Here is a 26114-nt window from a genome sequence, read left to right as displayed (position 1 = left end):
TGTCATATCGGCACTTTTATATTTCTTATGTTGATTTTTGACACAATTTGTCTATAAATTGTAACAAGCTGGTAAAATATACCATATTCTGGGAGGTGCCATAATGAAATTTGCATCTACATTGAAAAGGCTGAGGGAACAAAATCATATCACACAGAGGGAGCTGGCTGATTATCTGAAAGTGACGCGCTCAACCATAGCAGGTTATGAGACAAAGGGCAAACAGCCGGACTATGAACGACTGCTGCGTATCGCCGCATACTTCGGCGTCTCTGTCGATTATCTGCTCACAGGCTCCAATTCAGGAACCATAACAATCAGCAGCGCCTCTCCAGAGAGAGGTCGTGAAATCCTGATCTCTTATCTCCAGCTTTCGCCAGAATCAAGGCAGAAACTGGAAGAATACCTACATCTGCTGAAACTGAAAGAGCGAAACGAGGGAAAGGAATGAATAGATACTGGATCCTCAAAGCCTTTCTGCATGTAGACTGAATCCCTCATGCAGGAAGGTCTGCCTATGGGATCACTGATCCTAAACCAAACCGGAAGCCAAAATGTGTGTTTTGAACAGGAACTTTTCCTGTTTTCATACATATTTTGGCTTCCGGTTTTTTATCTGGATTTAACTCCAAAATTCCCCGATTATCATATATGACAATCAGGTCCTGATCACTGCTGCATATATCGCCGCAGAAATTCAAAGAGTATCTCCATCTCTTCTCTTGTCCCTACTGTTATGCGCAAATACTGCTCAATCCGTCTGCTGCCCCAGTAACGAACATAAATGTTCTCTTTTTTCAGAGCTGCAAACAGTTCTGCCGCATCGTAATCCGGATGTGAGGCGAATATAAAATTGGCTTTCGCATCCGGGAAGTGAAAGCCCAGTTTACTCAGTTCTGCCTTTGCCCACTCCCTGGTCTCTATTATTCTGGCCGTTGTTGCCTCAAAATATGCTTTATCTTTTACCGCTTCTGTACCACAGACAATTGACGGCAGGTTCATGGTATAAGAATTAAAGGAATATTTTACATCATTCAGGTATTTTATCAAAGCCGGACTGCTGATGGCATATCCGATTCTCATCCCCGCCATAGACCTTGCTTTTGAAAATGTCTGCACTACAATCAGGTTCTCATATTTGTCCAGAAGCTCCAGTGCCGACCTGCCTGCAAAATCTATGTATGCCTCATCTACAATTACAATCACGTCCTGATTATGTTTTATGATATCCTCTACAAACGCCAGATCTTCATATACGGCTGTGGGGGCATTGGGGTTCGGGAATATGATTCCCCCATTTTCCTTATAATAATCCTCCCTTTGGATACAAAAGTCTTCATCCAGCCTGGGACACTCATATGGGATGCGATAGAGCTCTGCCCATACTTTATAAAACGAATATGTAATATCAGGGAACAATATCGGTTTGTCTGAATTGAAAAAAGTCAGAAAGCACATGGACAACACATCATCTGAACCGACTCCGACAAATACCTGGTCTGTTGCTACTCCATAATGCTCTGCCAGAACTTCTGCAAGTGCGCCTGCTGCAGGATCCGGGTAGAGACGCAGACGGTCTGCCGCCAGATCTTTTATCGCTTGAATCACTCCCGGCGCCGGGGGATAAGGATTTTCATTTGTGTTAAGCTTAATAACTTTTTCCTGCGGCTGCTCGCCCGGAACATAAGGCTCTACTTTACGTATATTTTCTAATATTTTTGCATTTGGTTCCATTCTGCTGCTCCTGTCTACCTGTACTCCGCTGCCAGTTCTGCAAATTTAGGAAGAGAATTTACAATTGTCTCATAAGATACACAATATGCCAGTCTTACATAGCCCGGACATGCGAACGAGGAACCTGGCACGATCAATACATTGTACTTCTTCGCTGCTGCACAGAATTCTTTTTCGTCTGCAACCGGTGATTTTACGAACAGATAAAAAGCTCCTTCCGGTTTGATGCACTCAAAGCCCAGCTCTTTTAATCCATTATATAATGTTTCTCTGTTTCTATTATAATAAGAAATATCTGTTTTTTCGTTCAGGCACTTCTTTACCACCTTCTGCTGCAGGGTAGGTGCATTAACAAAACCCAGGATTCTGGTTGCTACATTCGCTGCACCAATCAGTTTTTCACTGTCGGCCGCCTCGTCCGGGATCACCAGATAACCGATACGTTCCCCGGGAAGTGACAGGGACTTGCTGTAGGAGTATCCGACAACCGTGTTGGCATAATACTTTGTAAGATACGGAACTTCCACTCCGTCATATGCCAGTTCTCTGTACGGCTCATCAGATACCAGGTAGATATCTGTCTGGTATTCTTTTTGTTTCGCCTCCATGATTGCAGCCATCTTCTGAATCGTCTCTTCCGAATAAACAACACCGGTCGGGTTGTTCGGAGTATTGACAATGACTGCCTTTGTCTTCGATGTTATTTTTGCCTCAAATTCATCCAGTTTTGGCTGGAATGTGGCTGTATCAGGGGAAATCTCAACAAGAACTCCGTCATAATTGTTCGTATAGCTTCTGTACTCCCCGAAATACGGTGCAAACGCGATTACCTCATCACCAGGGTTCAGAAGTGACTTAAGAATGACATTCAGTCCGCCTGCCGCGCCGACTGTCATCGTAATATTCTTAGACGCAAAATATGTACCAAATCTATTATTTAATGATTCCGCGATGGCCTGCCTTACATCCTCATAGCCGGCATTACTGTTCGTGTAACCGTGAAGCACAACGGGATTCTCTTCATCAAGCAGCTCTCTGATGGCTTCCTTGACAGCCTCAGGCGCCGGTACATTGGGATTGCCCAGGCTGAAATCGTATACGTTCTCTGCCCCGTAAATACCAGCCAGACGGTTGCCCTCTTCAAACATTGCACGGATCGCAGAACTGTTTGCGACCATATTTTCCATTTTCTTTGAAATCATTATCCTCTCTCCTTTTCTGCTTTTCATATATTCACGGGCATCGGACGATGCCCGGTTGGCAGTTCTGCAGCCAGGGCCGCAAAAACAGATTCTTTATTCTGCAGTGCGGGCTGCTTTTTTAGTAACAACTCCTTTTTCTACCAGAAAGGCTGGTTTGTAAGAAAGCTTTGCCTTCCTGAGCCCTTCTGCCCCCGTATCATCTTCACGGTTTACATATTTATAATCCATACATTCATGTTCCACAAACTGCTGGTTGATCATCGGATAAGCACCATCGATGCCTGCAAAGGCCTTTTCCACATGAACAACAAAGGTATCATCGCAGATCGGTTCTCCGATTGCAAACGCGGCAATCTCTCCATTCACCCTGATAATACCGCCGGTCTGCCCAAGCTCTCTATACAGACGCAGTGAATTTAACGTAACACACATCTCCGCATTCTTTTCCGGATCCTCCTCACAGCCATTCTGATTCCGCCATCTAAGCGCCATCTGAAAGCATTCTTCCTGGTTTTTTTCATCCAGTGTCTCATAACACCAGTCAGGATTCGCAGTCTTAAACTTATTGATATGGTTCCGTTTGCTGTGCAGCTTCTTGCCTGCCAGCGTGGCCAGTTTTTCTGACTCATACACATAATCTGCCTGATCCCTGTCATACTCAACCTGGTATTCACCGGGGTACCATTCTTCCATCTGCGCAAAATTTTCTTCCGTTACATTATAAAGTTTTAATGGATATCCTTTCTCCCGGCTATACTTCATAAGAAATTCCAGTGCCCTTTTCACACAGTGCGGCTCACCCGCCGGATAAGCAAATGCAAGATCGAATTCATCATCCTGGAATATCAGGGCATCTTCTATAACCGCATACTTCACATGGTAATGTCTTGACCATAGATATACGTTGCTGAAAGTCCTTTCACAGCTCCTGCTGGGTGCTTTGCTGAAATAGGAAGTAATTATCTCCCGGTCTTCCAGCTCCGGCCGCTTAAACTTTATATCGTCCATTCCTAACCTTCTCTTTCTGAATGTAATTCCTAACATTTTTTTGAATAATTTTAACCCAGGGCCAAATTATACTTTGTTAGTATACCACATTTTCCGTTTATCTGACAATAAAACTGTATATATTTGAATTTTAGCCCCGTGAACGGGGAAGGTTGTAAAGAATCTTTCACCAGGTGAAGCAATCCGGATTTCCGTTTACTGCATCCCATTTTTTCTAAACTGCATCTGGTACAGTCCGGCGTAAATCCCCTGTTGTTCCAACAGTTCCTCATGTGTTCCTTCTTCACTTATACCTTTATCGGTCATAACCAAAATACGCTGTGCATTGCGGATAGTAGATAATCGGTGTGCAATCACAAAGGTCGTTCGGTTCTTTGCCAGATTCTCCATTGACTGCTGTACTACCTTTTCACTCTCATTATCCAGCGCCGATGTGGCCTCATCGAAGATCAGCACCTCCGGATTTTTTAAAAAGACCCTGGCAATCGAAAGACGCTGCTTCTGTCCTCCCGACAGCTTTACGCCGCGCTGTCCAATATCTGTATCATATCCATCAGGGAAATTCATGATAAACTCGTGGGCATTGGCATTTTTAGCCGCCCGGATCACATCCTCATCAGTAGCCTCCGGCCGCCCATAACGAATATTATCCATAATACTTCCCGCAAATAGATAGACATCCTGCTGTACGATCCCAATGTGGCCGCGCAGCTCTTCCAGCTTAATGTGCCTGATATCAGTTCCGTCCAGATAAATCCCGCCCTCCGACACTTCATAAAAACGCGGGATCAGGCTGCACAGAGTTGTTTTCCCCACGCCCGAAGGTCCTACAAGCGCGATATAATCGCCTGCCGCCACTTTAAGATCCAGATTGTCCATGACTTTCTCGTTCTCATTCTCATAATAGAAAGAAACCTTTTTAAACTCAATATCGCCCTTCACTTCTTTCAGCGAAACCGCATCCGGCTCATCGGCAATATCCGGTGCGATAGACAATACTTCCAGAAATCTCTCAAAGCCTGAGTAGCCGTTCTGGAATTGTTCCGTAAAGTTCACAAGTTTCTTTACGGGTTCTGTAAAGTTATTAATATAAAGCAGAAACGTAATCAGATCCGTCACGACGATGGAGCCAGTGAGCATCATACTCACGCCGGACAGCAGTACGATAACTGTAATAAGTGTGCTCATTGCCCCAAGTCCGGAATTATAAATACCCATATACTTGTAGCTCGTCTTCTTCGCTGCCACAAAATTATCATTGCCTGCCTTGAATTTTTTCATTTCCACATTTTCATTCGCAAATGATTTTACTACCCGGATGCCCGAAAGACTGTCTTCTATCTGACTGTTGATGTCCGCAATCTTTTCCCGGTTTCTTTTAAAGGCAGTCTTCATTCTTCCATTATAATAGAAAGCAAATATAGCCATGACCGGAATAAAAGCAAAAGCAATCAAAGCCAGTTTGACATTCACAGTCAGCAGAATCACAAATGAACCAATAATTTTAATAATAGAAATCACAAGATCCTCTGGCCCGTGGTGGAGCAGCTCGCTGATATCAAACAGATCGCTTGTAATTCTGGAAAGCAGGTGTCCGACTTTCTGGTTATCATAAAATGCGAATGTCAGTTTCTGATAATGGCCGAAAATGTCGCTTCTCATGTCTGCTTCCATCTTTGCACCCATAATATGCCCGAAATAAGCTATGTAGAAATTACAGAAGACCTCCAGCGCCACAAGGGACAGCATTATGGCTCCCAGTACCAGAATCGCATGTCTGGCATCGGCCTTGTTAAAGTAAATGACGTCGTTCGTAATATACCGGACAATCATCGGAATGACCAAAGTCACTGCTGCTCCCAGTATCGCAAAAAACATGTCACTATAAAACAGCCCTTTGTATGGCTTATAGTAGGCAAATAATTTTTTCAGTTTTTCTCTCATAGTCTCTCTTCCCTCTCTCACTATAACAAATGATACGCTTACAATATTACTCCTGTTCTGCCTTATTTGTAAACTAACTTATTATATATTTTGTTCTGTTTTGCTTCTGCAGCGGCCGCAGACCATATTCCCTGTATGCCGCCCAACTGTTATTCATTGACCCCCGAGTACCAATCCAACAGCAAAACTAAAAAAATCTTAATAAAATATCCGATATATATTAAGAAGATACTGAAATAATTGAAATATCATTAAAACTATACAGACAAGCAACAAGGAGGAAACTGACATGGCTGCTATTCTCATCACGCTCTACCCGCTTTTATGTGTTTTTGTGCCCTGTCTCATCTATGTGTTTATCCGCGCACGCAAACCCGGAAACCACCTGAGCAGAGCACATTTTATCTGGGTGATTCTTTTTCTGATCTACCTGAATATGGTACTGGAGACAACGGGGATCGGAACAATATGGGATATCGGCAGGTACGACGGCATCATCTCGCTGGATAAGATTAACCTGATCCCATTAAACGACGGGCTGGAGCTTTCCCAGATCCTGAATATCTTCATGTTTATGCCTCTGGGCTTTCTCCTGCCTCTGCTCTGGAAGAATTACCGGTCACTGTCCCGGATCCTTCTGGCCGGTGCCTGTTACTCGCTGTTCATCGAACTATGCCAGCTATTCAATAACAGAGTAAGCGATATCAATGACCTTATTATGAACACGCTTGGCTCTCTGGCGGGTTATCTGGTCTGGATCCTTTTCAGGCGGCTGTTCCCCCGGACAGGCACCAGAAAAGAACTTGCTCTCTCCGCACATGAACCAGCTGTATACATGGCGCTGAGCATTCTTTCACATTTTCTCCTGTGTAACTGGAGATGGGCAGTCAGTATGTTGTATACGTAACAGGCTGTGCGTATGTAGAATGCGAAATGAAAAGAGCGCTGCAGACCGCCCAAGTATACACTTGAGCGGCCTGCGGCGCTCTTTCCATTCCCTTTTTTCTAATGCTTTATTAATCTGATATACTCATCCAGTTGTGCCTCTTCCAAGTCTGCAATCATATCTGCAAAAGGCTGCAGGCTTTGATTTACCGCATACTCTTCCAGAACGTTATAATATCGCAGCCTGTCCTCTTTCGCGATTGAAACCGGCAGAAATCCATTCAGCATTAACTGATAATTCATGAGAAGTCTTGAGGTTCTTCCGTTACCGTCAACGTAAGGATGAATCCTTACAAATTCTGCATGTGTCCAGGCCGCCAGTTCAATTGGATTTAATTCCTTTTTATATGGCATATCTGCATAGAAGTTCTTAATCTGAATATACATCTCGTTTCCCGAAGGAGGCCTGTGTGCCGCACCAGTGATTCGGATTTCCTGATTGCGATAGATTCCGCCTGTTATAATATTTTCCGTCAGTATAGCATGAATATCTTTCACAATATTCTCATTCAATTCCTGGTCTTTTGCAATGCATTGTTTGACATATGAATATGCTTTTCTGTGATTCGTCACCTCATATATTTCCCGAAGATCTTTTCCCCCCACAGAAATGCCATCCTCAAGAATCACCTTTGTCTCCATTAAAGTTAATGTATTTCCTTCAATTGCCGTTGAATTATGAGTATAGGTCAACTCAAAATCTTTTTCATAGGAAGACAGCGTAATCTTTTCAATAGATGACTTCCCTTTTTCATATATTCTTTTCTTTTCATTCAGCCTTTGAAATTCCATTACTTTTTACCTTTCATATACCTTGCTGCGCAAAGCGCGTCCAACCGTGAAAGTATACATTACGAAATGCCAGGGTATATCATGCCTAATCCTCATTCATATTCGCCAGTTTCGCTGCCTGGTCTGCTGCAATGAGGCTGTCTATAATTTCATCCAGATCTCCGTTTAGAATCGTATCCAGCTTGTGCAGTGTCAGCTTGATCCTGTGATCTGTGACCCTTCCCTGTGGGAAGTTGTAGGTTCTGATTTTCTCGGAGCGGTCCCCTGTTCCGATCTGGCTTCTTCTGGCCTCCGCCTCGGATGCCTGCTGTTTTTCCAGTTCCAGGTCAAATAACTTGGAACGGAGCAGACGGAATGCCTTTTCCTTATTCTGCAGCTGTGACTTCTCTGTCTGGCTGTAGATAACAATCCCGGTCGGATAATGCGTCAGGCGCACCGCAGAGTCCGTTGTATTGACGCACTGTCCGCCGTTTCCTGAGGCGCGCATAACGTCGATACGGATATCCTTCTCTTCAATGACCACATCAACTTCTTCAGCCTCGGGCATAATTGCAACCGTAATGGTAGAGGTATGGATTCTGCCTCCGCTCTCCGTCTCCGGCACACGCTGTACGCGGTGTACACCACTCTCATATTTTAAACGGGAATATGCTCCCTGTCCGGTAATCATAAATACACATTCCTTGAAACCGCCGATTCCATTCTCATTCAGGGAGATCATCTCCACTTTCCAGCGGCGTCCCTCTGCATAGTGTACGTACATACGGTAGATCTCTGCTGCAAACAGAGCGGCCTCATCCCCGCCTGCACCGGCGCGTATCTCAACAATTACGTTCTTGTCGTCATTCGGGTCCTTTGGAAGCAGCAGAATCTTCAGTTCCTGCTCCAGCTCTTCTACACGGGCCTTGGAATCATTCAGTTCTTCTTTTGCCATTTCCCGCATCTCTTCATCGGACTCTTCCTCCAGCATGGCAAGGCTGTCCTCTATGTTCTGTTTGCTTTTCTTATACTCTCTATATGCCTCTACAATCGGATTCAGATCACTCTGCTCTTTCATCAGCTTCCGAAAACGTACCGGATCATTGGCTACATCCGGCTCCTGCAGTTCACCCATCACTTCCTCGTAACGGATCAGCAAATCTTCTAATCTGTCAAACATTTTTCTCTATCCTTTCTACAACTCACTTCATACATCATACACGCCCCAGACGACCCGGTCAAGTCCTGCCAGATCCTTTTTTACACTGACACGGGAATAGCCTGCCTCCCACATCATAGCGCTAACGGCCTCTCCCTGATCGGCCCCGATCTCAAACAGAAGACTGCCTCCGCTTACGAGACAGTGCTTTGCCTCCCGTACAATCTTTCTGTAGAAATACAGACCGTCCGCCCTGCCGTCCAGCGCAAGAACCGGGTCATGTCCTTTTACTTCCTCCTGCAGAGTCTCTATTACATCGGTTCTGATATAAGGCGGGTTGGATACAATCATCTGAAAGCTCCCCTCCACCTGTTCAAAGAGATCACTGTGCAGAAAATCCGCATCAATATGAAGAGCATCTGCATTTGCCCTGGCAGTTTCCAGAGCCTTTTCCGAAACATCCACTCCCAGGCCCTTGGACTGCATCTGTTTATTTTTACTAATGTAATGCAGCATACTTAATAAGATACAGCCTGATCCGGTACACATATCGAGCAGCCGGAATGTTTTTCGGGCATCCTCACAGCCATCCCCCGCACCGCGGTTTCCTGCAAATGAACAGCTCATATGCTCCATATATTTTTCTGCCGCCCCCAGAGCCTCCTCGACCAGCACTTCCGTGTCCTGTCTCGGAATCAGTACATGTTCATTCACCTGAAACTCCAATCCCATGAACTCCTGAGTTCCCGTCAGATGCTGAAGCGGAATTCTCTGTGCTCTTCTTTCTATATAATCTGTATACTGCTTTTCCTGCGCTTCAGTGAGCAGTTTGTCCGGCATAGCGTAATACATCGCTCTGCCAACTCCACTGACATACTCCAGAAGATACCATGCATCCAGCCGTGCATCTGTTATTCCTGCCCCGGCAAGCCTGTTCTCACCTTTCTGGTATGCTTCCTGCAGTGTCATATCTGCTGCCCCTCTGCCACGGTACGCTCTGTGAATCCCGCAGGTTCTGCTGTCTGCCCGGCAGTATGAACGATTTTATGATCCGCCATTTCGGCTTCCTCTCCGGACGCCTCCTCTGGAAACTCCATACCGAAATTCTCCGCCAGATATGCCTTCCAGTTAAAGACTGCTTCCACTGCACAGATCGCAACCTCAATCATGCCGTCATCCGGCTCTTTCGTGGTCAGATTCTGCACCCACATTCCCGGTTTGCTCAATAAATTAATAAAATAATTGTCACTGTTTCCGGCCAGCTTGATAATCTCATATGATACCCCTGCAATCAGAGGAAGAAGCGCAATACGCAGCACAACTCTCATCACCTGCGACTCTGCCGTAATAAAGAAGCAGAATATAATGCTGACAATCATGACAAAAAACAGAAAGCTGGTCCCGCAGCGTTTATGCTGCTTGGAGCTTTTCCGTACATTGTCCACATTCAGGACAAGTCCGTGTTCAATACAGTTAATACACTTATGTTCTGCCCCGTGGTACATAAAGGTTCTCTGAATATCTTCCATCCTGGATACGAGCAGAATATATCCCAGAAAAATTGCCAGACGGATTACGCCCTCCAGAATGGTGATTACCCCTCTGGATGTAATGTGCTTCCGCAGTATATTACTCAAAAAATAAGGAAGAATCATAAAAATTGCAACCGCAAGAACTACGGAAAATGCGACCGTCAGGTTCATCAGCAGTTTATCCTGCTTCTCCTTCTTTGCAATCGCTTCCTCTGTCAGTTCCACCTCTGTCTCTTCTTCCTCTTCAAAAAAGCTTGCTGAAAACATCAGAGTCTTCATTCCCAGAACCAGGGAATCTACAAAATTGAAGATACCGCGTATAAAAGGGATCTTCATCAGCGGTTTAAATGGGATTACACTGTTATACTCCTGTATATCAACCGCTATCTCTTTATCAGGCTTCCTGACTGCCACCGCATACTGATTTCCATTCTTCATCATGATGCCTTCCAAAACAGCCTGTCCGCCTATGTTCGATGACTTCATGCACCCTCCTGTCTTCTGTACCAGAAAAGGGTCAGTTCCTTCTTCACCGAAGTTGCTGACCTTCTGATCCAATCTGCATATATAGTTGCCTGTAACCCAAGAACAGGCTGAGATATCTCACCTCAGCCTGCAATAAGTCATTCCTATTTCATACCATATTTCTTATTGAACTTGTCAACACGTCCGCGAGCCTGATTTGCTTTCTGCTGTCCAGTGTAGAATGGATGGCATTTGGAACAGATTTCCACGTGGATGTTCTCGTTTGTTGATCCTGTTACAAATGTGTTTCCGCAGTTGCAAGTTACTGTCGCCTGATGGTACTCTGGATGGATTCCTTCTCTCATGATTTTCACCTCTCTATTTTAAAATATAGTTATTATAATCTCTAAACAGCTTTGTTATTGTATCATAAGATTTTCAGTTTTGCAAGCGATATTTCAGAATAATCTATTAAAACGAAGTCTTTTTTGTATGTTTGGTTTGTGTTATAATTCCCGTAGTAAATCTAATCTAATTACAAAGGAGTTATTCTTATGGATATCACTGCCCCGATTATCGAACTTTCCGCCTCCACATTTCTGATCGTATGCCCGTTTCTTTTTTTAGCCGGGCTTGTAGACGCAATCGGAGGCGGCGGAGGGCTGATCTCTCTTCCCGCCTATCTGATCGCAGGACTTCCTCCGCATATGGCAGTTGCCACCAACAAAATGTCTTCCACCTGCGGGACCTCCCTCGCCACCTTCCGGTTCATCAAAAACGGTCTCGTCAGCTTCAGACTGGCCCTCCCCTCCGTGGCCGCCGCAATTGCCGGTTCTTTTATTGGTGCACATATCTCTATGGTTGTCCCTGAGAAGATCATGCTGTATGTACTGATCGGCATACTGCCCGTATCCGCCTTCCTTGTCCTGAATAAAAAGCTGTTCCACGACAATGGAAGCGACTCTGTTACACTGGACAAAAGAACTTATATTACAGCGGTAACCGCTGCATTTATCATCGGCATCTATGACGGATTCTACGGGCCGGGAACCGGTACGTTTCTGATCATTGCTTTTACTGTATTTGCAAAACTCAGTATAAAAACAGCCAACGCGCAGGCCAAAGTAATCAATCTGACGACCAATATTACATCGCTTATCATCTTTCTGTTAAACGGCCAGGTGCTGATCCCCGTAGGGATTGCAGCCGCGTTGTGCAATATGGCCGGCGGCTACCTTGGCGCGGGTATGGTTATGAAAAACGGAGCCAAAATTGTAAAGCCCAGTATCCTTCTGGTGCTCTTTCTTCTGCTTCTGAAGGTCCTGAATGTATACTAGACTGCGTTCGTCAGCACTCTCTAGAGAAATTTCTTTTTGATTACGACCTGAACCAGATCCGCATTACTCTTTGTCTGTGAGAATATATTCAGCAGATTGTCCACTGCTTCCTCCGCTTTCAGGCCGTTCATCGCCCTGCGTATAATATAGACTGCATCCTGCTCCTCTCTGCTGAGCAGGAGGTCTTCCCTTCTTGTCCCGGATTTCGGGATGTCAATGGCCGGGAATACTCTCTTTTCCTGGAGTTTTCTATCCAGTACCAGTTCCATGTTGCCTGTTCCTTTGAACTCCTCATATACGACATCATCCATCTTGCTTCCGGTCTCCACAAGCGCCGTTGCCAGGATTGTTAGGCTTCCGCCCTCTCTCATATTTCTGGCAGCACCAAAGAACCGCTTCGGCATATGGAGCGCCGCCGGATCAAGACCACCGGAAAGTGTTCTTCCTGAAGGCGGTACCGTCAGGTTGTATGCGCGGGCAAGCCTTGTGATACTGTCGAGCAGAATCATAACATCCTTGCCATGTTCCACCAGTCGTTTAGCGCGTTCAATTACCATCTCAGAAACCCTTTTATGGTGCTCCGGCAGTTCATCAAAGGTGGAATAAATAACTTCTACATTCGGCCCTGCAATCGCCTCACGGATGTCTGTCACTTCCTCCGGACGCTCATCTATCAGAAGGATCAGCAGGTGCATATTCGGCTCTCTTTTCTGTACGGAAAGCGCCACTTCCTTCAGCAGCGTCGTTTTACCGGCCTTCGGAGGAGATACGATCATACCTCTCTGCCCCTTTCCTATAGGGGAAAGCAGGTCGACAATGCGCATTGCCGTAGAACTTCCCGGCGTCTCCAGACGAAGTCTCTGATTCGGGAATATAGGGGTCAGATCCTCAAAATTATGCCGCTTCATCGCGTCTGACGGCCTCATGCCGTTGATCGTAGAAACATATAAAAGAGCGCTGAATTTCTCGGACTGTGTTTTTACTCTCGTATTACCGGAAATAATATCTCCGGTTTTCAGATTGAATCTTCTGATCTGGGAGGGCGATACATAGACATCGTTTTCTCCCGGCAGATAGTTCTCGCAGCGGATAAACCCATATCCGTCCGGCAGCACTTCCAGAATTCCATTGGCCGCTTTGCCGCTGTCCAGCTGTTCAATATCTGTTCCTTCCTTTTTTTCCTTCAGTTCTTCTTTTACTTCTTCTTTGGCCTCTGCCCTGGCCTCTTCCATCTTTTCTTTTTCATCCTGGGCAAGCATAGTGTCGATCAGTTCACTTTTCTTCATAGCTGATACACCCTTCATTTTGCGTGCTTTCGCCAGGTCTTTTAATGTTGCAAGCGGCAGAGATTCATACTTTTCTCTCGTCATAATGCGTTATTTCCTTTCTTAAATAAATATATGGCTTTTCTACGGTATTCTTTTGAATTTAAATAAATGTCGCGGGAACCTTTAGTCTGAAGTGACTTGTCCGAATTCAGGCATCTGCCTGTATCCTTAAAGATATATCCTTAAAGATATATTAAATCTGTTGCCATTATACATCATCTCATTTGAAAAGGAAAGTTTTTTTTCAAAAATATGCGTCTTTCTCCAGAGTTTCCTGCTTGCACTGATTTTGCAAGAGTGTTATTATATTGGACAGATAGTAAGAACTAATAAAAATATGAAGATACTGCGAGGTAAGAAAAATGACAAACAGTGAAAAAGCATTGCAGATGCACGAACAATGGCACGGAAAGATAGAAACAACTGCAAAGGCCCACGTGAATTCCCGCGAAGACCTTGCCGTTGCCTATACCCCGGGAGTTGCAGAGCCCTGTAAGGTAATCGCACAAGATCCGGAAGCTGCTTATAAATATACTATAAAATCAAATACAATTGCAGTTGTATCAGACGGAAGCGCAGTCCTCGGCCTCGGCAATATTGGTGCCCTGGCAGCCATGCCGGTAATGGAGGGCAAGGCCGTTCTGTTTAAAGAATTCGGAGGCATCAATGCAGTTCCGATCTGCCTTGATACTCAGGATACCGAAGAAATCATCAGAACCGTAGTAAATATTGCTCCCGCATTCGGCGGAATCAATCTGGAAGATATCGCTGCTCCGCGCTGTTTTGAGATCGAGGATCGTTTAAAAGAACTGCTGGACATCCCCGTATTCCACGATGACCAGCACGGCACCGCAATCGTTGTTCTGGCCGGAATCATCAATGCACTGAAGGTAACCGGAAAAGAAAAAGAACACTGCCGTGTTGTTGTCAACGGAGCTGGATCCGCCGGTGTTGCCATTACCAGGCTTCTTCTTACATATGGTTTTCGTAATGTTACAATGTGTGATATCAACGGCATCATCAGCAAAGCCTCCCCAAATCTGAACTGGATGCAGCAGAAGATGACAGAAGTTACGAATCCCGACGGACAGACGGGTACACTGGCAGATGCCCTTCAGGGTGCGGATATTTTTGTAGGCGTCTCCGCCCCCAATATTGTAACAAAGGAAATGGTAGCCTCTATGAATCGGGATGCAATCCTCTTCGCTATGGCGAACCCGGTACCTGAGATCATGCCTGATCTGGCAAAAGAAGCCGGTGCAAAAGTAGTTGGAACCGGACGCTCTGACTTTCCGAACCAGGTGAATAATGTGGTTGCTTTCCCTGGAATTTTCAAAGGCGCTCTTGAGGGGCGTGCTTCCCAGATTACAGAAGAAATGAAGCTTGCTACTGCCAAAGCGATCGCCGGCCTTGTTGCCGATGAAGATTTGAACGAAAACAACATTCTTCCGGAAGCTTTTGATCCGCGCGTAGCCGAAGCTGTGAGCAAAGCAGTAAAGGAACTGATATAGATGATTCGCTGGGGGGAAAAGCGTTACCATTCCATGGACTATGATTTGAAAACGGCCTATGGAGAAAAAGTATACAAGATCACCCTGGACGGCGGTATGACCTGCCCGAACCGTGACGGCACATTGGGACACGGTGGCTGTATCTTCTGCAGCTCCGAAGGCTCCGGTGATTTTGCCGGTTCAAGGGCATGTTCCATCTCGGAACAGATTGCAGCCGGTAAACGGGAGCTGAGCGGAAAACGCCCGGTTCATTCTTATATTGCCTACTTACAGGCTTATACCAATACGTACGCACCGGTGTGCCGCCTGGAAGAGCTGTACATGGAAGCCATTGCAGACCCGGAAGTCCGGATTCTCTCCATCGCTACCAGGCCCGACTGTCTTGGCACCGATGTTTTGGAGCTGCTTGGCAGAATCAACCGGATCAAGCCGGTATGGATCGAACTGGGGCTTCAGACCATACATCCAGCCACTGCCAGGTATATCCGGAGAGGCTATGAGCTTCCCGTTTTTGAAAAAGCGGTCCGTGATCTCAGAAGCATGGGGATTACCGTAATTGTACACACCATCCTCTATCTGCCCGGCGAAACTAACGAACAGATGCTGGAGACCGTGGATTATCTGAACCGCATGGATATTCAGGGCATAAAGCTGCAGCTTCTGCACATTTTAAAGGGTACAGATCTGGCGCTGGAATATGAACGCCATCCATTTCCGGTACCTGATATGGAGGACTATATTCAGTTTTTGGGCATGTGTATCTCACGTCTGAATCCTCAGACCGCAATACACCGCCTGACCGGGGACGGTCCCAGCGAACTTCTGATTGCCCCCTTATGGAGCAGTAATAAACGAACTGTCCTGAATACGCTGCACCGCTATCTGAAGGAGCAGGATATCTGGCAGGGAAAGGAGTATTATGACTGAATCATTTACCTTATATAAGTTAATCGTATTATACATGTTGGAAAAAGTGGACTTTCCGCTGACGACATCCCAGATCTCGGAATTTATTCTGGACAAAGGCTATACTACCTACTTTAAACTGCAGGAGACCCTATCGGAAATGGTAGATTCCGGGCTGCTTCGGGTTGAGACTACCCACAACCGTACTTTATATCATCTGACGGAAAACGGGGCAGAGACGATCCAGTTCTTTAAGAATAAAATTTCCCCTGCTATCCAGAGTGATATTGATGAATTTTTAAAAGAAAAGAAATATGATCTGAAAGAAGAAGTTGCTATAAAATCCGATTATTACCTGAATACAAACCATGAATATGAGGTGCGCTGCCAGATCGTGGAAAATGGCTTCAGCCTGATTGATCTGAAAATCACCGTGCCAACGGAGATTGAGGCCGAAACCATTGCCAGCAACTGGTCAAAGGAGAGCCAGGAGATCTATACCTCACTCCTGTCTCAGCTTCTCTAAATATTCACGTATTGTCTTTTCGTATCCAAGGACGCCCGGTTCATAGAATCTGGCGTCTTTTATTTCGTCCGGAAGGTATTGCTGCTTTACATAGTGTCCCGGGTAATCGTGGGCATATTTGTACCCCACTCCGTGTCCCAGCTTCTGCGAACCTTTGTAATGAGCATCCTGCAGATGTGCAGGAACCGTTGTCTTATGCCGTCTTACACTTTCTGTCGCGGCAAAGATAGCATTTGTGGCCGAATTGCTCTTTGGTGCTGACGCGACATAGGTCACCGCCTGGGAAAGGATGATCTGTGCCTCCGGCATCCCGATGCGCTCCACCGCCTGTGCCGCCGATACCGCTACCGTCAGGGCCATGGGGTCAGCATTCCCCACATCCTCTGAAGCACAGATCATAATACGGCGTGCGATAAACTTAATATCTTCCCCTGCGTACAGCATTTTCGCCAGATAATAAACGGCTGCATCGGGGTCTGACCCTCTCATGCTTTTTATAAAAGCAGAGCTTGTATCGTAATGGTTATCTCCGGTCTTGTCATACCGTACAACGCGCTTCTGTATACATTCAGAGGCCACATCCAGCGTGATATGTATGAGCCCGTCCGCGCTTCTCTCTGTCGTCAGGATTCCCAGTTCCACCGCATTCAATGCGTTTCTTGCATCCCCGCCTGATACGTCAGCCAAAAATTCCAGTGCATCTTCTGTGATCTCCGCCTTAAAGGTCCCCATCCCCTTCTCCTTATCATAGACGGCCCGTTTCAGCAGAGTCTTTACATCCTCCCTGCTCAGGGACTTCAGCTCAAACACACTGGATCGTGAAAGCAGCGCCCCGTTCACTTCAAAATACGGATTCTCTGTCGTTGCCCCGATCAGCGTGATGGTGCCGTCCTCCACGTAAGGTAGCAGATAATCCTGCTGCCCCTTATTAAACCGATGGATCTCATCGATGAAAAGGATGGTCTTCTTCTGATACATCCCAAGCAGCTCTTTTGCCCCTTTTACCACCTCTTCCATATCCTTTTTCCCTGCAATGGTTGCATTAATCTGCTTAAACTCTGCACTTGTGGTATTGGCAATCACCTTGGCCAGCGTCGTCTTTCCGGTTCCCGGAGGTCCGTAAAAAATCAGGGAACCCAGCTTGTCCGCTTTAATCGCCCGGTACAGCAGTTTGTCTCTTCCTATGATGTGCTGCTGCCCCACCACTTCTTCCAAAGAAGACGGACGCATGCGGGAGGCCAGCGGCGACTCTTTTTCCTTCGTTGTTTCTCTCATATAATCAAATAAATCCATTACTTTTCCTTTCTTAAGTCAATCTTCTCTTATCAGATCCCGCACTGCCTCACCGGCAATCAGAAGTCCCGCAACCGGGGGCACAAAGGAGATACTGCCCGGTATGCTGCGGCGCTGCCCCTTATCTTCTCCGGTCTCTCTGGCAGAAGTATCAATAGGTTTTTCTTTAGAATACAGTACTTTCAGGTGATAAATCCCCCGGGCTTTGAGTTCCTTTCTCATCACCTTGCACAGGGGACACACGCTTGTATTGGAGATATCCGTGATCTCAAACATCTCCGGGTGCAGTTTGTTTCCGGTTCCCATACTGCTGATGAGCGGTATATCCAGCCGCAGGGCCAATTCTGCCAGGGCCAGCTTCGCAGTGACCGTATCTATGGCATCTATGATATAATCCGGCCTTTCCTCAAACAGTGCTTCCAGATTATCCGGAAGCACAAACATCTCATATGTTTTTACCCGGATCTGAGGATTGATATCTCTGATCCGCTCTTTCATGACTTCTGTCTTATATATTCCGATAGTACTGTGATAGGCAATGGACTGCCGGTTAATATTGGTAAGTGATACGGTATCATTATCAACCAGCGTCAGACGGCCGACACCGCTGCGTGCAAGTGCTTCTATGCAGTGTGATCCAACACCGCCGACGCCAAACACCATGACGGAAGCCGCCTTCAGGCGCTCCACGCTCTCCTTTCCTATCAGTAATTCGGTTCTGGAATATTCATTTATCATCTTATCCTCCATTAGGGGCGCTCTTTGGGTATACGTTATTTGCCCGTCAATCCAGCATCAGTTCATCCACGGTCACAAACTCATATCCTTCTGCCTGGAGCAGATCGATAATGCGCAGCGCCGCTTTTACTGAACTGTCATAACAGTCATGCAACAGAATAATATCATTTTCCTGCGCTTCCGTCACTACTTTATTGACAATTTCATCTACATTTTCTGTCGCCCAGTCCAGAGGATCGATGCTCCACATAACCGGCAGCACATGAATCTTCTGCTCCAGCGCTTTCTGCCACAGACCAAAAGGCGGCCTCATAAACTGCACCTCTTCCCCCGTAATGTTCTGGATCGCCTCATTAGTAAGCATAATCTCCTGGTAAGCCTGCTCATTGCTGACCTTTGTAATTTCCACATGATGATATGTATGATTTCCAATTAGATGCCCTTCATCATACATACGTTTCACAATCTCACTGGCGCCTTCCTTTTCTATATTCTGACCAATCAGAAAAAATGTGGCCTTCACCCCTCTTTCCTTCAGCCCATCCAGCAATTGAGGCGTAAACACGGTACTGGGCCCATCATCAAAAGTAATTGCAATCTTCGGCTTTTCTGTCATTGCATCTGCCACATAGGCCGATGCATTTGCATATGCAGTTCCAGGCGCCTCCTCTTCTGTCTGATTTCTGGTAAACAGAGACGGACAAACCGCTCCCAGCAGCAGAAGCACGTATACGAATCCCGCGCCCTGCATCATTCTTTTTAAACGCAAACAGCACACAACCCTTTTTAACGCTTCTTTTAAATATATGCATTGTACTTATATTTTATTGATGTTATAATTACCACGGTTACATATGAGGAGGATTTATAAAATGGAAAAGAAAGTACAGACAGAAAATAAAATGGGTGTAATGCCCGTTCCCAAATTATTAGTTACAATGTCTCTGCCCATGATTATCTCAATGCTGGTGCAGGCGCTTTATAATGTAGTAGACAGTGTATTCGTAGCTCAGATCAACGAGGAAGCTCTGACAGCCGTCTCTCTTGCGTTTCCCGTACAGAATCTGATGATAGCGATCGCCGCGGGAACCGGAGTCGGTATCAATGCTCTCCTGTCCAGGAATCTGGGAGAAAAAAACTTTGACGGGGCAAATGCAGCGGCAAAGAACGGTATATTTCTGGGCATCATCAGCTATCTTATCATGGCAGTCGTCGGTCTGGCCGGTTCACATCTCTTCTTTACCGTTCAGACGGATGATCCGTTAATTGTACGCTATGGTACCCAGTACATGCTGATTATCACAATTGTTTCCGTAGGAATCTTCATGCAGATCACCTTTGAACGTCTGCTGCAGTCCACTGGGAAAACCATTTACAATATGATTACACAGGGAACCGGCGCCATTATCAATATTGTCCTGGATCCGATCCTGATCTTCGGAATGTTCGGACTGCCCCGCATGGAAGTCGCAGGTGCTGCTCTGGCAACCGTAATCGGGCAAGTTGTGGCCGTCTGTATGTCTCTTTACTTTAACTGTAAAAAGAACACCGACCTGGATCTGAATATGAGAGGTTTCCGTCCTGATAAAACGATCATTGCCACGATTTATAAGGTAGGCGTTCCTTCGATCATCATGCAGTCCATCAGTTCTGTCATGGTATTCGGAATGAATAAGATCCTGCTGCTCTTTTCTTCCACGGCAGCTGCCGTATTCGGCGTGTACTTCAAGCTGCAGAGCTTTATCTTCATGCCCATCTTCGGTCTGAATAACGGTATGATCCCCATTGTCGCTTATAACTACGGAGCACGGGACAAGAAACGTATTATGTCCACGGTTAACCTCAGTGTTATGATTGCGGTAGGCATTATGCTTGTGGGACTTGCCATCTTCCAGATCTTCCCTGCACAGCTGCTGGGATTTTTCGGTGCTTCCGAGAATATGTTGGAAATCGGTATTCCTGCGCTTCGCATCATCAGTCTGAGCTTCATTTTCGCAGGATACTGTATCATTGTCATCTCTGTCTTCCAGGCTCTTGGCAATGGAGTTTACAGCCTGTTGGTTTCTGTGGCAAGACAACTTTTCGTAATTCTGCCTGTGGCTTATTTTTTCGCAGAAGTATTCGGACTTTCCCGCATCTGGTGGGCGCTTCCGATTGCGGAGATTGTAGCCGTAGTGGTTACCTCACTGCTGTTTAAGCGCATTATACGCCTGAAGATCAGACCGCTTGACGAACCGTTTCTAAGAGAAGAGCTGACAGCAGAATAGGATATCTATCCGCGTCTGTATTCCGAAGGACTGACCTGGATCTGCTTTTTAAATGCTTTTGAAAAATACAGGTTATTCTCGAATCCAACTGAATAGGCAATTGCAGCAATGGACAGGCTTGTCTCCTTCAAGAGGAGGCAGGCCTGTTTTATACGGAAACTGCTCAGATATTCCTTGGGGGACTGCTGCTCATAGGCCTGGAATGAACGGTACAGATAGCTTCTGCTGATTCCCACGTAGGCCGCCACATCCTCCACCGTAATGGGATATGAATAACTCGTTGAGATATAAGCCTTTGCCTTTTCCACATAGGTAAGCTGGATATCCTTCGCAGTCTCCCGGCTGCTGGAATAATGCATCAGTGTGGAAAGCAGGGTGTACAGGGCGCCGGTCATGGCTACTGCAGCTTCATGGCTGTTTCCCTTTACCTCATAAATTCTGCTGAGCTGATTTCTCAGAAGCCTCCGGGGCGGGCCGCCATTCTCTATAAATGGCTTTTCTTTCGTAAAATCCGTTGCATGAATGATAGATGCCGCATCCGTACCCATGAATCCCACCCACGCATATTCCCAGGGTTTTTCCTGATCAGCATAGTATCTGACTTCCGTATCAGGGTACAGTATAAACGTGTCTCCCGCAGACAATTTGCAGGTGGTGCCATTCACGCTGTAGTATCCGCTGCCCGAAATAATATGATGGATACAATAATGATTCCGCACCCCCGGCCCCCACTGATAGCCCGGCCCGCACTTCTGATGCCCGGCATTATAGACGGACAATGACGTCAGCAGATTCTCATCTGCCTTATAAGAATACTTATAGGTTTCCTCCATCACACCTTCCTCCTTCCATTCAGAAATTCATCCTATTACAATCTATAGTCTCTTTTACAATCATTAGATTCTCTATTTTGAAAAACCCTGTGTTCCAAATAGCGTTTTGAAAAACAGACAACTCCTTGGGGTTCTTTTTTATTATACCCTTCCCATGTTTTCCATGCAACATAATTACATATATCTGCACGGAAATTTTATGTACACCCGCTCCCTTTTTCGCTATAATAAAGGCAAGATTAAGAACGAACAAGCAACAGGCAGAACATAGACGAAAGCGAGGCATTTATCATGAAAGACAAATTGGCGGCAAAATTCAAAGAACTCTTCGGAAGCGCTGACGGCGCAGGATTCTACTTTTCTCCCGGACGTGTGAACCTGATCGGTGAACACACGGATTATAATGGAGGGCATGTTTTTCCCTGTGCACTGACTCTTGGTACATATGGTTTTGCGCGCAGACGTTCCGACAGAACCATGCACTTTTATTCCATGAATCTGGACAGCTTCGGCGTCGTAGAAGCCTCTCTTGATGACCTGACAAACAAAGAGGCCTATGGCTGGGCAAACTACCCCCTCGGCGTAGTATGGGCATTCTCTGAAAAGGGCGTAAAACTGGATACCGGCTTTGATATGGTGGTTTGGGGCAATATCCCGAACGGTTCCGGCCTCTCCTCCTCCGCTTCCCTGGAAGTACTCACGGGAGTTGTCCTGACCGACCTGTTTCATATTAACCACTTCAGCATGACAGATCTGGCACTGATCGGCCAGTATTCGGAAAATAATTTCAACGGCTGCAACTGCGGCATTATGGACCAGTTTGCCGTGGCCATGGGGAAAAAGGATCATGCCATTTTCCTGGATACCGCGACTCTGAATTATGAATACGCTCCGGTTGAACTTAAGGATGCCAAAATCATCATCACCAACAGCAAGGTGAAACACAGCCTGGTGGATTCCAAATACAATGAGAGACGCCAGGAATGCGCCGATGCGCTCAAAGCACTCCAGCAGGAACTGGATATTAATACACTCGGTGATCTGGACATGGATACTTTCGAGAAGTTCAAAGAAGTCATCAAAGACCCGATTAAAGTAAGGCGTGCAAAACATGCAGTCGCAGAAAACCAGCGCACCATAGAAGCCGTAAAGGCATTGAAAGACGGCAATGTCACCCGATTCGGGGAGCTGATGAACCAATCCCATATTTCTCTGAGGGATGACTATGAAGTATCCTGTGAAGAGATTGACATTCTGGTCGATCTGGCATGGAAGGTTCCCGGTGTGATTGGCTCCCGAATCACGGGGGGCGGTTTTGGCGGATGTACAGTCAACATCGTAAAAAATGACTCTGCAGATGATTTTATCAAGACTGTGGGCAGCGCATATCAGGAAAAGACCGGCTGCGAAGCGGAATTCTATACCGTAGACATCGGCGGAGGAGCCTGCCGGCTCAGCGAATAAATAATAGTAAGGCTTGAAAAGACTTCGCTAACTATTATTCATGCATCGCACTCAGAGACCTAAGTACGGTCACTAAGTGCTCATACAATAGAAAACTCATGCAGCAATTATGTAACAGGTAGATCACAGATTCAGAAAGGTGGCATTTAAATGTCTGTATTAGTATTAGGAGGAGCCGGTTATATCGGTTCTCACACAGTATATGAACTTATTGACCGGGGAGAGGACGTCGTCATTGCAGATAACCTGGAAACAGGTCATATTGAAGCGGTACATCCCCGTGCACGTTTCTATCAGGGAGATATCCGGAACCGGGCTTTTATTGATTCCGTATTTGAAAAGGAGTCCATTGATGCGGTGATTCATTTTGCGGCAAATTCTCTGGTAGGCGAGAGCATGTCCGATCCGCTAAAATATTACGATAACAATGTATGCGGCACAAAAGTTCTGCTGGAATCTATGATTGCCCACGATGTTAAGAAAATCGTCTTCTCTTCCACTGCTGCTACTTACGGCGAACCTGAAAACATCCCGATCCTGGAGGATGATAAGACCTGTCCTACGAATACATACGGTGAGACAAAACTGGCTATGGAAAAGATGATGATGTGGACAGACAGAGCCCACGGCCTGAAATTTGTTGCGCTCCGCTATTTTAATGCCTGCGGAGCCCATAAAAGCGGATGTATCGGCGAGGCACACAGTCCTGAGACACATCTGATTCCGCTGATTCTCCAGGTTCCGCTCGGACAGCGCGAGTACATCAGCATCTTCGGGGATGACTACGATACAAAAGACGGCACCTGCATACGGGATTATATTCATGTAACCGATCTGGCGCAGGCCCACATCCTGGCGGTAAAATATTTGATGGATGGTGGAGAAAGCAATACCTTTAATCTCGGCAATGGCGTAGGCTTTACCGTAAAGGAAGTCATTGAGACTGCACGCAGGGCCACAGGGCTGGAGATCAAAGCCCAGACCGCCCCAAGACGTGCCGGAGATCCGGCCAGGCTCATAGCCTCCAGCGAAAAAGCAAAAGCAGTTCTCGGCTGGAACCCGGAGCATGCAGACCTTGAGGAGATCATTTCTTCTGCCTGGAAATGGCACAGTACTCATCCTGCAGGATTTGCGGATGACAGGAGGGAAAACTGATGTTAAGTGATTCCATCAAAAAACTGGTACAGTACGGTATACAGACTGGACTGACGCCCGAGTGCGAGCGTATCTATGCAACAAATCTGCTGTTGGAGCTTTTCCAGGAAGATGAGTATGAAGACACAGACTGCGTCCTGTCCGGCATCGTTCTGGAGGATGTACTCAAAGAACTTCTGGACGAGGCCTGCAGCCGCGGTATCATCGAAGACAGTATTGTATACCGGGATCTGTTTGACACAAAACTGATGAACTGCCTGATGCCCCGTCCCGCACAGATACAGAAGGAATTCTGGGAACTGTACAGAACTTCTCCCCGGGCTGCCACGGAATATTATTATAAATTAAGCCAGGACAGCGATTATATCCGCCGGTACCGAGTGTCAAAGGACATGAAATGGACCGTTGATACCCAATACGGCACACTGGATATCACCATTAATCTTTCCAAACCCGAAAAGGATCCCAAGGCCATTGCAGCAGCAAGGAATGCCAAAGCGTCCTCATATCCGAAATGTCTGCTCTGCATGGAAAACGAGGGATATGCAGGCCGAACAAACCACCCTGCCCGCGAGAATCACCGGATCATTCCGATTACCATCAATGACAGCGGCTGGGGATTCCAGTACTCTCCCTACGTTTATTACAATGAACACTGTATCGTATTAAACGGAGAGCATGTCCCCATGAAAATAGAAAAGAACACCTTCCGGAAGTTATTTGACTTTGTCAGATTATTCCCCCACTATTTTCTTGGTTCCAACGCAGACCTGCCGATCGTCGGCGGCTCCATCCTGAGCCACGATCATTTCCAGGGAGGCAATTACACCTTTGCGATGGCTAAAGCACCAATTATCAGTACATTCGAAGTAAAAGGCTTCGAAGATATCAAAGCCGGCATCGTAAAATGGCCCCTTTCCGTCATCCGGCTCCAGGGAAAAAATGAAAACCGGATCATCGAACTGGCCGACCACATTCTGAAAACCTGGAGGGGCTACACAGATGAGGACGCCTTCATTTTCGCAGAGACAGATGGTCAGCCTCACAACACCATCACTCCAATCGCAAGAATGCACGGTGATTTGTACGAGCTGGACCTGACACTGCGCAACAATATCACAACAGAGGAACACCCGTTGGGCGTATATCACCCGCACGCAAATCTGCATCACATTAAGAAAGAAAACATCGGTCTGATAGAGGTTATGGGGCTCGCCGTACTGCCCTCCCGCCTGAAGGATGAGATGGAGCAGCTGAAGGCCTTCATACTGGAGAAAAAAGACATCCGCAGCGATGAAAATCTGGCAAAACACGCCGACTGGGCCGACAGTTTCCTGCCCGCTTACCCGGACATCAGCCCCGAAAACATCGACCATATCCTGCAGCAGGAAATCGGGAAAGTATTCTGCCAGGTGCTCGAAGATGCGGGGGTTTATAAAAGCAGCGAAAGCGGATTAAATTCCTTCCTGAAATTTATACGGATTCTTTAGTGGCTGGGGAGCAAATTTGGAGAAGGTCCGCCTGTGGAAAGAGGGAGTTGCGGGGCGGGGCAGAAAAGGCATGGGGGCCTTTGCATAAGCAGCACATTTGCGGAGAATGGCTAAATGGAAACCCTGCTGGATTTTGAGGCATCAGAGACATTCACTGCACAATCTTGATGATTGTGCAGCTCAGGTCTCTTTGAAATCGGCTTTGTGAGCCGATTTCAGCCTCAAAATCCGGCAGTGTTTCCATTAAGCCGTTCTAGCGCGCATTCTACGCGTACGAAAAACGGCATATCCGCTTCCCCCTGTCCCGGCAGAGGTCCGCTCCAGACATTCCCGCCTCCATCGCCATGCTTCCAGCTCCGCCATCTCCTCGGCTGGGCGTATCAGGTCGGGAGGGTAATCGTACCGGATGGGATTCCGGGCGGAGGGCAGCGGATTGTGGTGGAAGGACGGAAGGTTTTGCTTATTGAAGGGTATGAGGAACTTCGGCGCGGCGCCGGGGGCTGGCG

25 protein-coding genes are annotated in these 26114 nt (G+C 46.5%); 11 read left to right on the top strand and 14 right to left on the bottom strand.

All coding sequences use genetic code 11. The features are described 5' to 3' along the window. Positions 1-103: 103 nt before the first annotated feature. Positions 104-451 (top strand): helix-turn-helix transcriptional regulator, encoded by a 348-nt coding sequence (locus HMPREF0240_RS13715; protein WP_035313529.1) that lies wholly within the window; start codon positions 104-106, stop codon positions 449-451. A 218-nt stretch (positions 452-669) separates the two neighbouring features. On the opposite strand, the gene hisC is transcribed toward HMPREF0240_RS13715, so the two are convergent. The 4 genes from hisC to HMPREF0240_RS13695 form a co-directional block, all read right to left on the bottom strand. After that, positions 670-1734 carry a histidinol-phosphate transaminase gene (gene hisC / locus HMPREF0240_RS13710; protein ID WP_009004016.1) on the bottom strand — a complete coding sequence of 355 codons (1065 nt, stop codon included), beginning with the start codon at positions 1732-1734 and terminating at the stop codon, positions 670-672. Between the two features lie 14 nt (positions 1735-1748). Then, positions 1749-2936, bottom strand: a complete 1188-nt coding sequence (locus HMPREF0240_RS13705) for a pyridoxal phosphate-dependent aminotransferase (RefSeq protein ID WP_009004015.1) — start codon at positions 2934-2936, stop codon at positions 1749-1751. A 93-nt stretch (positions 2937-3029) separates the two neighbouring features. Further along, a complete protein-coding gene (locus HMPREF0240_RS13700) occupies positions 3030-3944 on the bottom strand; it encodes a phosphatidylglycerol lysyltransferase domain-containing protein (RefSeq protein WP_009004014.1) in 915 nt (304 codons plus the stop codon). A gap of 195 nt (positions 3945-4139) precedes the next feature. Then, positions 4140-5888: an ABC transporter ATP-binding protein gene (locus tag HMPREF0240_RS13695; protein WP_009004013.1), complete on the bottom strand. Its 1749-nt coding sequence runs from the start codon at positions 5886-5888 to the stop codon at positions 4140-4142. Positions 5889-6177: 289 nt separating this feature from the next. On the opposite strand from HMPREF0240_RS13695, the gene HMPREF0240_RS13690 reads away from it, so the two are divergent. After that, positions 6178-6795, top strand: coding sequence for a VanZ family protein (locus tag HMPREF0240_RS13690; protein ID WP_009004012.1), 618 nt, complete (start codon positions 6178-6180; stop codon positions 6793-6795). 98 nt (positions 6796-6893) lie between these two features. Here HMPREF0240_RS13690 and HMPREF0240_RS13685 read toward each other — a convergent pair whose 3' ends face one another. The 5 genes from HMPREF0240_RS13685 to rpmE form a co-directional block, all read right to left on the bottom strand. Continuing rightward, complete coding sequence (locus tag HMPREF0240_RS13685; protein ID WP_009004011.1) at positions 6894-7625, bottom strand: Fic family protein; 732 nt, start codon at positions 7623-7625, stop codon at positions 6894-6896. Positions 7626-7710: 85 nt separating this feature from the next. Further along, the gene (gene prfA, locus HMPREF0240_RS13680; RefSeq protein WP_009004010.1) at positions 7711-8784 is read right to left on the bottom strand and encodes a peptide chain release factor 1; all 1074 of its coding nucleotides are present in this window, start codon (positions 8782-8784) and stop codon (positions 7711-7713) included. 27 nt (positions 8785-8811) lie between these two features. After that, positions 8812-9732, bottom strand: coding sequence for a peptide chain release factor N(5)-glutamine methyltransferase (gene prmC, locus HMPREF0240_RS13675; protein ID WP_009004009.1), 921 nt, complete (start codon positions 9730-9732; stop codon positions 8812-8814). Beyond that, on the bottom strand, positions 9729-10781 hold the full coding sequence (locus HMPREF0240_RS13670; protein WP_009004008.1) for a DUF1385 domain-containing protein: 1053 nt from the start codon (positions 10779-10781) through the stop codon (positions 9729-9731). The genes prmC and HMPREF0240_RS13670 overlap by 4 nt, the downstream gene beginning before the upstream one ends. Before the next feature lie 143 nt (positions 10782-10924). After that, on the bottom strand, positions 10925-11125 hold the full coding sequence (rpmE, locus tag HMPREF0240_RS13665) for a 50S ribosomal protein L31 (RefSeq protein WP_035313528.1): 201 nt from the start codon (positions 11123-11125) through the stop codon (positions 10925-10927). Between the two features lie 189 nt (positions 11126-11314). Between rpmE and HMPREF0240_RS13660 the strand changes: the two genes are divergently transcribed. Then, complete coding sequence (locus HMPREF0240_RS13660; protein ID WP_009004006.1) at positions 11315-12097, top strand: TSUP family transporter; 783 nt, start codon at positions 11315-11317, stop codon at positions 12095-12097. A gap of 20 nt (positions 12098-12117) precedes the next feature. On the opposite strand, the gene rho is transcribed toward HMPREF0240_RS13660, so the two are convergent. Further along, positions 12118-13467: a transcription termination factor Rho gene (gene rho / locus HMPREF0240_RS13655; protein WP_009004005.1), complete on the bottom strand. Its 1350-nt coding sequence runs from the start codon at positions 13465-13467 to the stop codon at positions 12118-12120. A 320-nt stretch (positions 13468-13787) separates the two neighbouring features. Between rho and HMPREF0240_RS13650 the strand changes: the two genes are divergently transcribed. The 3 genes from HMPREF0240_RS13650 to HMPREF0240_RS13640 are packed head-to-tail and all read left to right on the top strand — an operon-like array spanning position 13788 to position 16368. After that, complete coding sequence (locus tag HMPREF0240_RS13650) at positions 13788-14936, top strand: NADP-dependent malic enzyme (RefSeq protein WP_009004003.1); 1149 nt, start codon at positions 13788-13790, stop codon at positions 14934-14936. Next, positions 14937-15863: a TIGR01212 family radical SAM protein gene (locus HMPREF0240_RS13645; protein WP_009004002.1), complete on the top strand. Its 927-nt coding sequence runs from the start codon at positions 14937-14939 to the stop codon at positions 15861-15863. Next, positions 15856-16368: a DUF4364 family protein gene (locus tag HMPREF0240_RS13640; RefSeq protein ID WP_009004001.1), complete on the top strand. Its 513-nt coding sequence runs from the start codon at positions 15856-15858 to the stop codon at positions 16366-16368. The genes HMPREF0240_RS13645 and HMPREF0240_RS13640 overlap by 8 nt, the downstream gene beginning before the upstream one ends. On the opposite strand, the gene HMPREF0240_RS13635 is transcribed toward HMPREF0240_RS13640, so the two are convergent. From HMPREF0240_RS13635 to HMPREF0240_RS13625, 3 genes are read right to left on the bottom strand one after another with little or no spacing between them, the layout of a single operon-like run. Next, entirely contained in the window at positions 16345-17661 is a 1317-nt protein-coding gene (locus HMPREF0240_RS13635) for a replication-associated recombination protein A (RefSeq protein ID WP_009004000.1), read from the bottom strand. The two genes, HMPREF0240_RS13640 and HMPREF0240_RS13635, sit on opposite strands and share 24 nt — an antisense overlap. 18 nt (positions 17662-17679) lie before the next feature. After that, a complete protein-coding gene (locus tag HMPREF0240_RS13630) occupies positions 17680-18399 on the bottom strand; it encodes a tRNA threonylcarbamoyladenosine dehydratase (RefSeq protein ID WP_035313527.1) in 720 nt (239 codons plus the stop codon). 46 nt (positions 18400-18445) lie between these two features. After that, positions 18446-19168, bottom strand: a complete 723-nt coding sequence (locus HMPREF0240_RS13625) for a polysaccharide deacetylase family protein (RefSeq protein ID WP_242833347.1) — start codon at positions 19166-19168, stop codon at positions 18446-18448. A gap of 103 nt (positions 19169-19271) precedes the next feature. Here HMPREF0240_RS13625 and HMPREF0240_RS13620 point away from each other — a divergent pair, with 103 nt between their 5' ends. Continuing rightward, positions 19272-20666, top strand: coding sequence for an MATE family efflux transporter (locus HMPREF0240_RS13620; RefSeq protein WP_009003997.1), 1395 nt, complete (start codon positions 19272-19274; stop codon positions 20664-20666). Positions 20667-20671: 5 nt separating this feature from the next. On the opposite strand, the gene HMPREF0240_RS13615 is transcribed toward HMPREF0240_RS13620, so the two are convergent. Then, positions 20672-21499, bottom strand: coding sequence for an AraC family transcriptional regulator (locus HMPREF0240_RS13615; protein WP_035313526.1), 828 nt, complete (start codon positions 21497-21499; stop codon positions 20672-20674). A gap of 291 nt (positions 21500-21790) precedes the next feature. Between HMPREF0240_RS13615 and HMPREF0240_RS13610 the strand changes: the two genes are divergently transcribed. The 4 genes from HMPREF0240_RS13610 to HMPREF0240_RS24840 form a co-directional block, all read left to right on the top strand. Then, entirely contained in the window at positions 21791-22963 is a 1173-nt protein-coding gene (locus tag HMPREF0240_RS13610) for a galactokinase (protein ID WP_009003995.1), read from the top strand. A 150-nt stretch (positions 22964-23113) separates the two neighbouring features. Further along, positions 23114-24118, top strand: coding sequence for a UDP-glucose 4-epimerase GalE (gene galE / locus HMPREF0240_RS13605; protein ID WP_009003994.1), 1005 nt, complete (start codon positions 23114-23116; stop codon positions 24116-24118). Continuing rightward, on the top strand, positions 24118-25608 hold the full coding sequence (gene galT / locus HMPREF0240_RS13600; RefSeq protein ID WP_009003993.1) for a UDP-glucose--hexose-1-phosphate uridylyltransferase: 1491 nt from the start codon (positions 24118-24120) through the stop codon (positions 25606-25608). Before galE ends, galT begins: the two co-directional genes overlap by 1 nt. A gap of 204 nt (positions 25609-25812) precedes the next feature. After that, positions 25813-26114, top strand: a 302-nt coding sequence (locus HMPREF0240_RS24840) for a hypothetical protein (RefSeq protein ID WP_207636765.1), incomplete at its 3' end; no start/stop codon positions are given.

This window comes from Clostridium sp. D5, from assembly GCF_000190355.1.
Taxonomy (GTDB): domain Bacteria; phylum Bacillota; class Clostridia; order Lachnospirales; family Lachnospiraceae; genus Faecalicatena; species Faecalicatena fissicatena_A.
The sequence above is the reverse complement of the archived record's forward strand: the minus strand, read 5'-3'. Positions and strand labels throughout refer to the sequence as shown.

Bases quoted from the DNA above. Each gene is read 5' to 3' on its own strand.
- HMPREF0240_RS13610 (WP_009003995.1), top strand. From the start codon at position 21,791: ATGAAAGACAAATTGGCGGCAAAATTCAAAGAACTCTTCGGAAGCGCT.
- HMPREF0240_RS13615 (WP_035313526.1), bottom strand. From the start codon at position 21,499: ATGGAGGAAACCTATAAGTATTCTTATAAGGCAGATGAGAATCTGCTG.
- prmC (WP_009004009.1), bottom strand. From the start codon at position 9,732: ATGACACTGCAGGAAGCATACCAGAAAGGTGAGAACAGGCTTGCCGGG.
- HMPREF0240_RS13635 (WP_009004000.1), bottom strand. From the start codon at position 17,661: ATGGATTTATTTGATTATATGAGAGAAACAACGAAGGAAAAAGAGTCG.
- HMPREF0240_RS13690 (WP_009004012.1), top strand. From the start codon at position 6,178: ATGGCTGCTATTCTCATCACGCTCTACCCGCTTTTATGTGTTTTTGTG.
- hisC (WP_009004016.1), bottom strand. From the start codon at position 1,734: ATGGAACCAAATGCAAAAATATTAGAAAATATACGTAAAGTAGAGCCT.
- galE (WP_009003994.1), top strand. From the start codon at position 23,114: ATGTCTGTATTAGTATTAGGAGGAGCCGGTTATATCGGTTCTCACACA.
- HMPREF0240_RS13685 (WP_009004011.1), bottom strand. From the start codon at position 7,625: ATGGAATTTCAAAGGCTGAATGAAAAGAAAAGAATATATGAAAAAGGG.
- rpmE (WP_035313528.1), bottom strand. From the start codon at position 11,125: ATGAGAGAAGGAATCCATCCAGAGTACCATCAGGCGACAGTAACTTGC.
- HMPREF0240_RS13715 (WP_035313529.1), top strand. From the start codon at position 104: ATGAAATTTGCATCTACATTGAAAAGGCTGAGGGAACAAAATCATATC.
- prfA (WP_009004010.1), bottom strand. From the start codon at position 8,784: ATGTTTGACAGATTAGAAGATTTGCTGATCCGTTACGAGGAAGTGATG.
- HMPREF0240_RS13695 (WP_009004013.1), bottom strand. From the start codon at position 5,888: ATGAGAGAAAAACTGAAAAAATTATTTGCCTACTATAAGCCATACAAA.
- HMPREF0240_RS13640 (WP_009004001.1), top strand. From the start codon at position 15,856: ATGACTGAATCATTTACCTTATATAAGTTAATCGTATTATACATGTTG.
- rho (WP_009004005.1), bottom strand. From the start codon at position 13,467: ATGACGAGAGAAAAGTATGAATCTCTGCCGCTTGCAACATTAAAAGAC.
- HMPREF0240_RS13670 (WP_009004008.1), bottom strand. From the start codon at position 10,781: ATGAAGTCATCGAACATAGGCGGACAGGCTGTTTTGGAAGGCATCATG.
- HMPREF0240_RS13705 (WP_009004015.1), bottom strand. From the start codon at position 2,936: ATGATTTCAAAGAAAATGGAAAATATGGTCGCAAACAGTTCTGCGATC.
- HMPREF0240_RS13630 (WP_035313527.1), bottom strand. From the start codon at position 18,399: ATGATAAATGAATATTCCAGAACCGAATTACTGATAGGAAAGGAGAGC.
- HMPREF0240_RS13650 (WP_009004003.1), top strand. From the start codon at position 13,788: ATGACAAACAGTGAAAAAGCATTGCAGATGCACGAACAATGGCACGGA.
- HMPREF0240_RS13620 (WP_009003997.1), top strand. From the start codon at position 19,272: ATGGAAAAGAAAGTACAGACAGAAAATAAAATGGGTGTAATGCCCGTT.
- HMPREF0240_RS13700 (WP_009004014.1), bottom strand. From the start codon at position 3,944: ATGGACGATATAAAGTTTAAGCGGCCGGAGCTGGAAGACCGGGAGATA.
- HMPREF0240_RS13645 (WP_009004002.1), top strand. From the start codon at position 14,937: ATGATTCGCTGGGGGGAAAAGCGTTACCATTCCATGGACTATGATTTG.
- HMPREF0240_RS13660 (WP_009004006.1), top strand. From the start codon at position 11,315: ATGGATATCACTGCCCCGATTATCGAACTTTCCGCCTCCACATTTCTG.
- galT (WP_009003993.1), top strand. From the start codon at position 24,118: ATGTTAAGTGATTCCATCAAAAAACTGGTACAGTACGGTATACAGACT.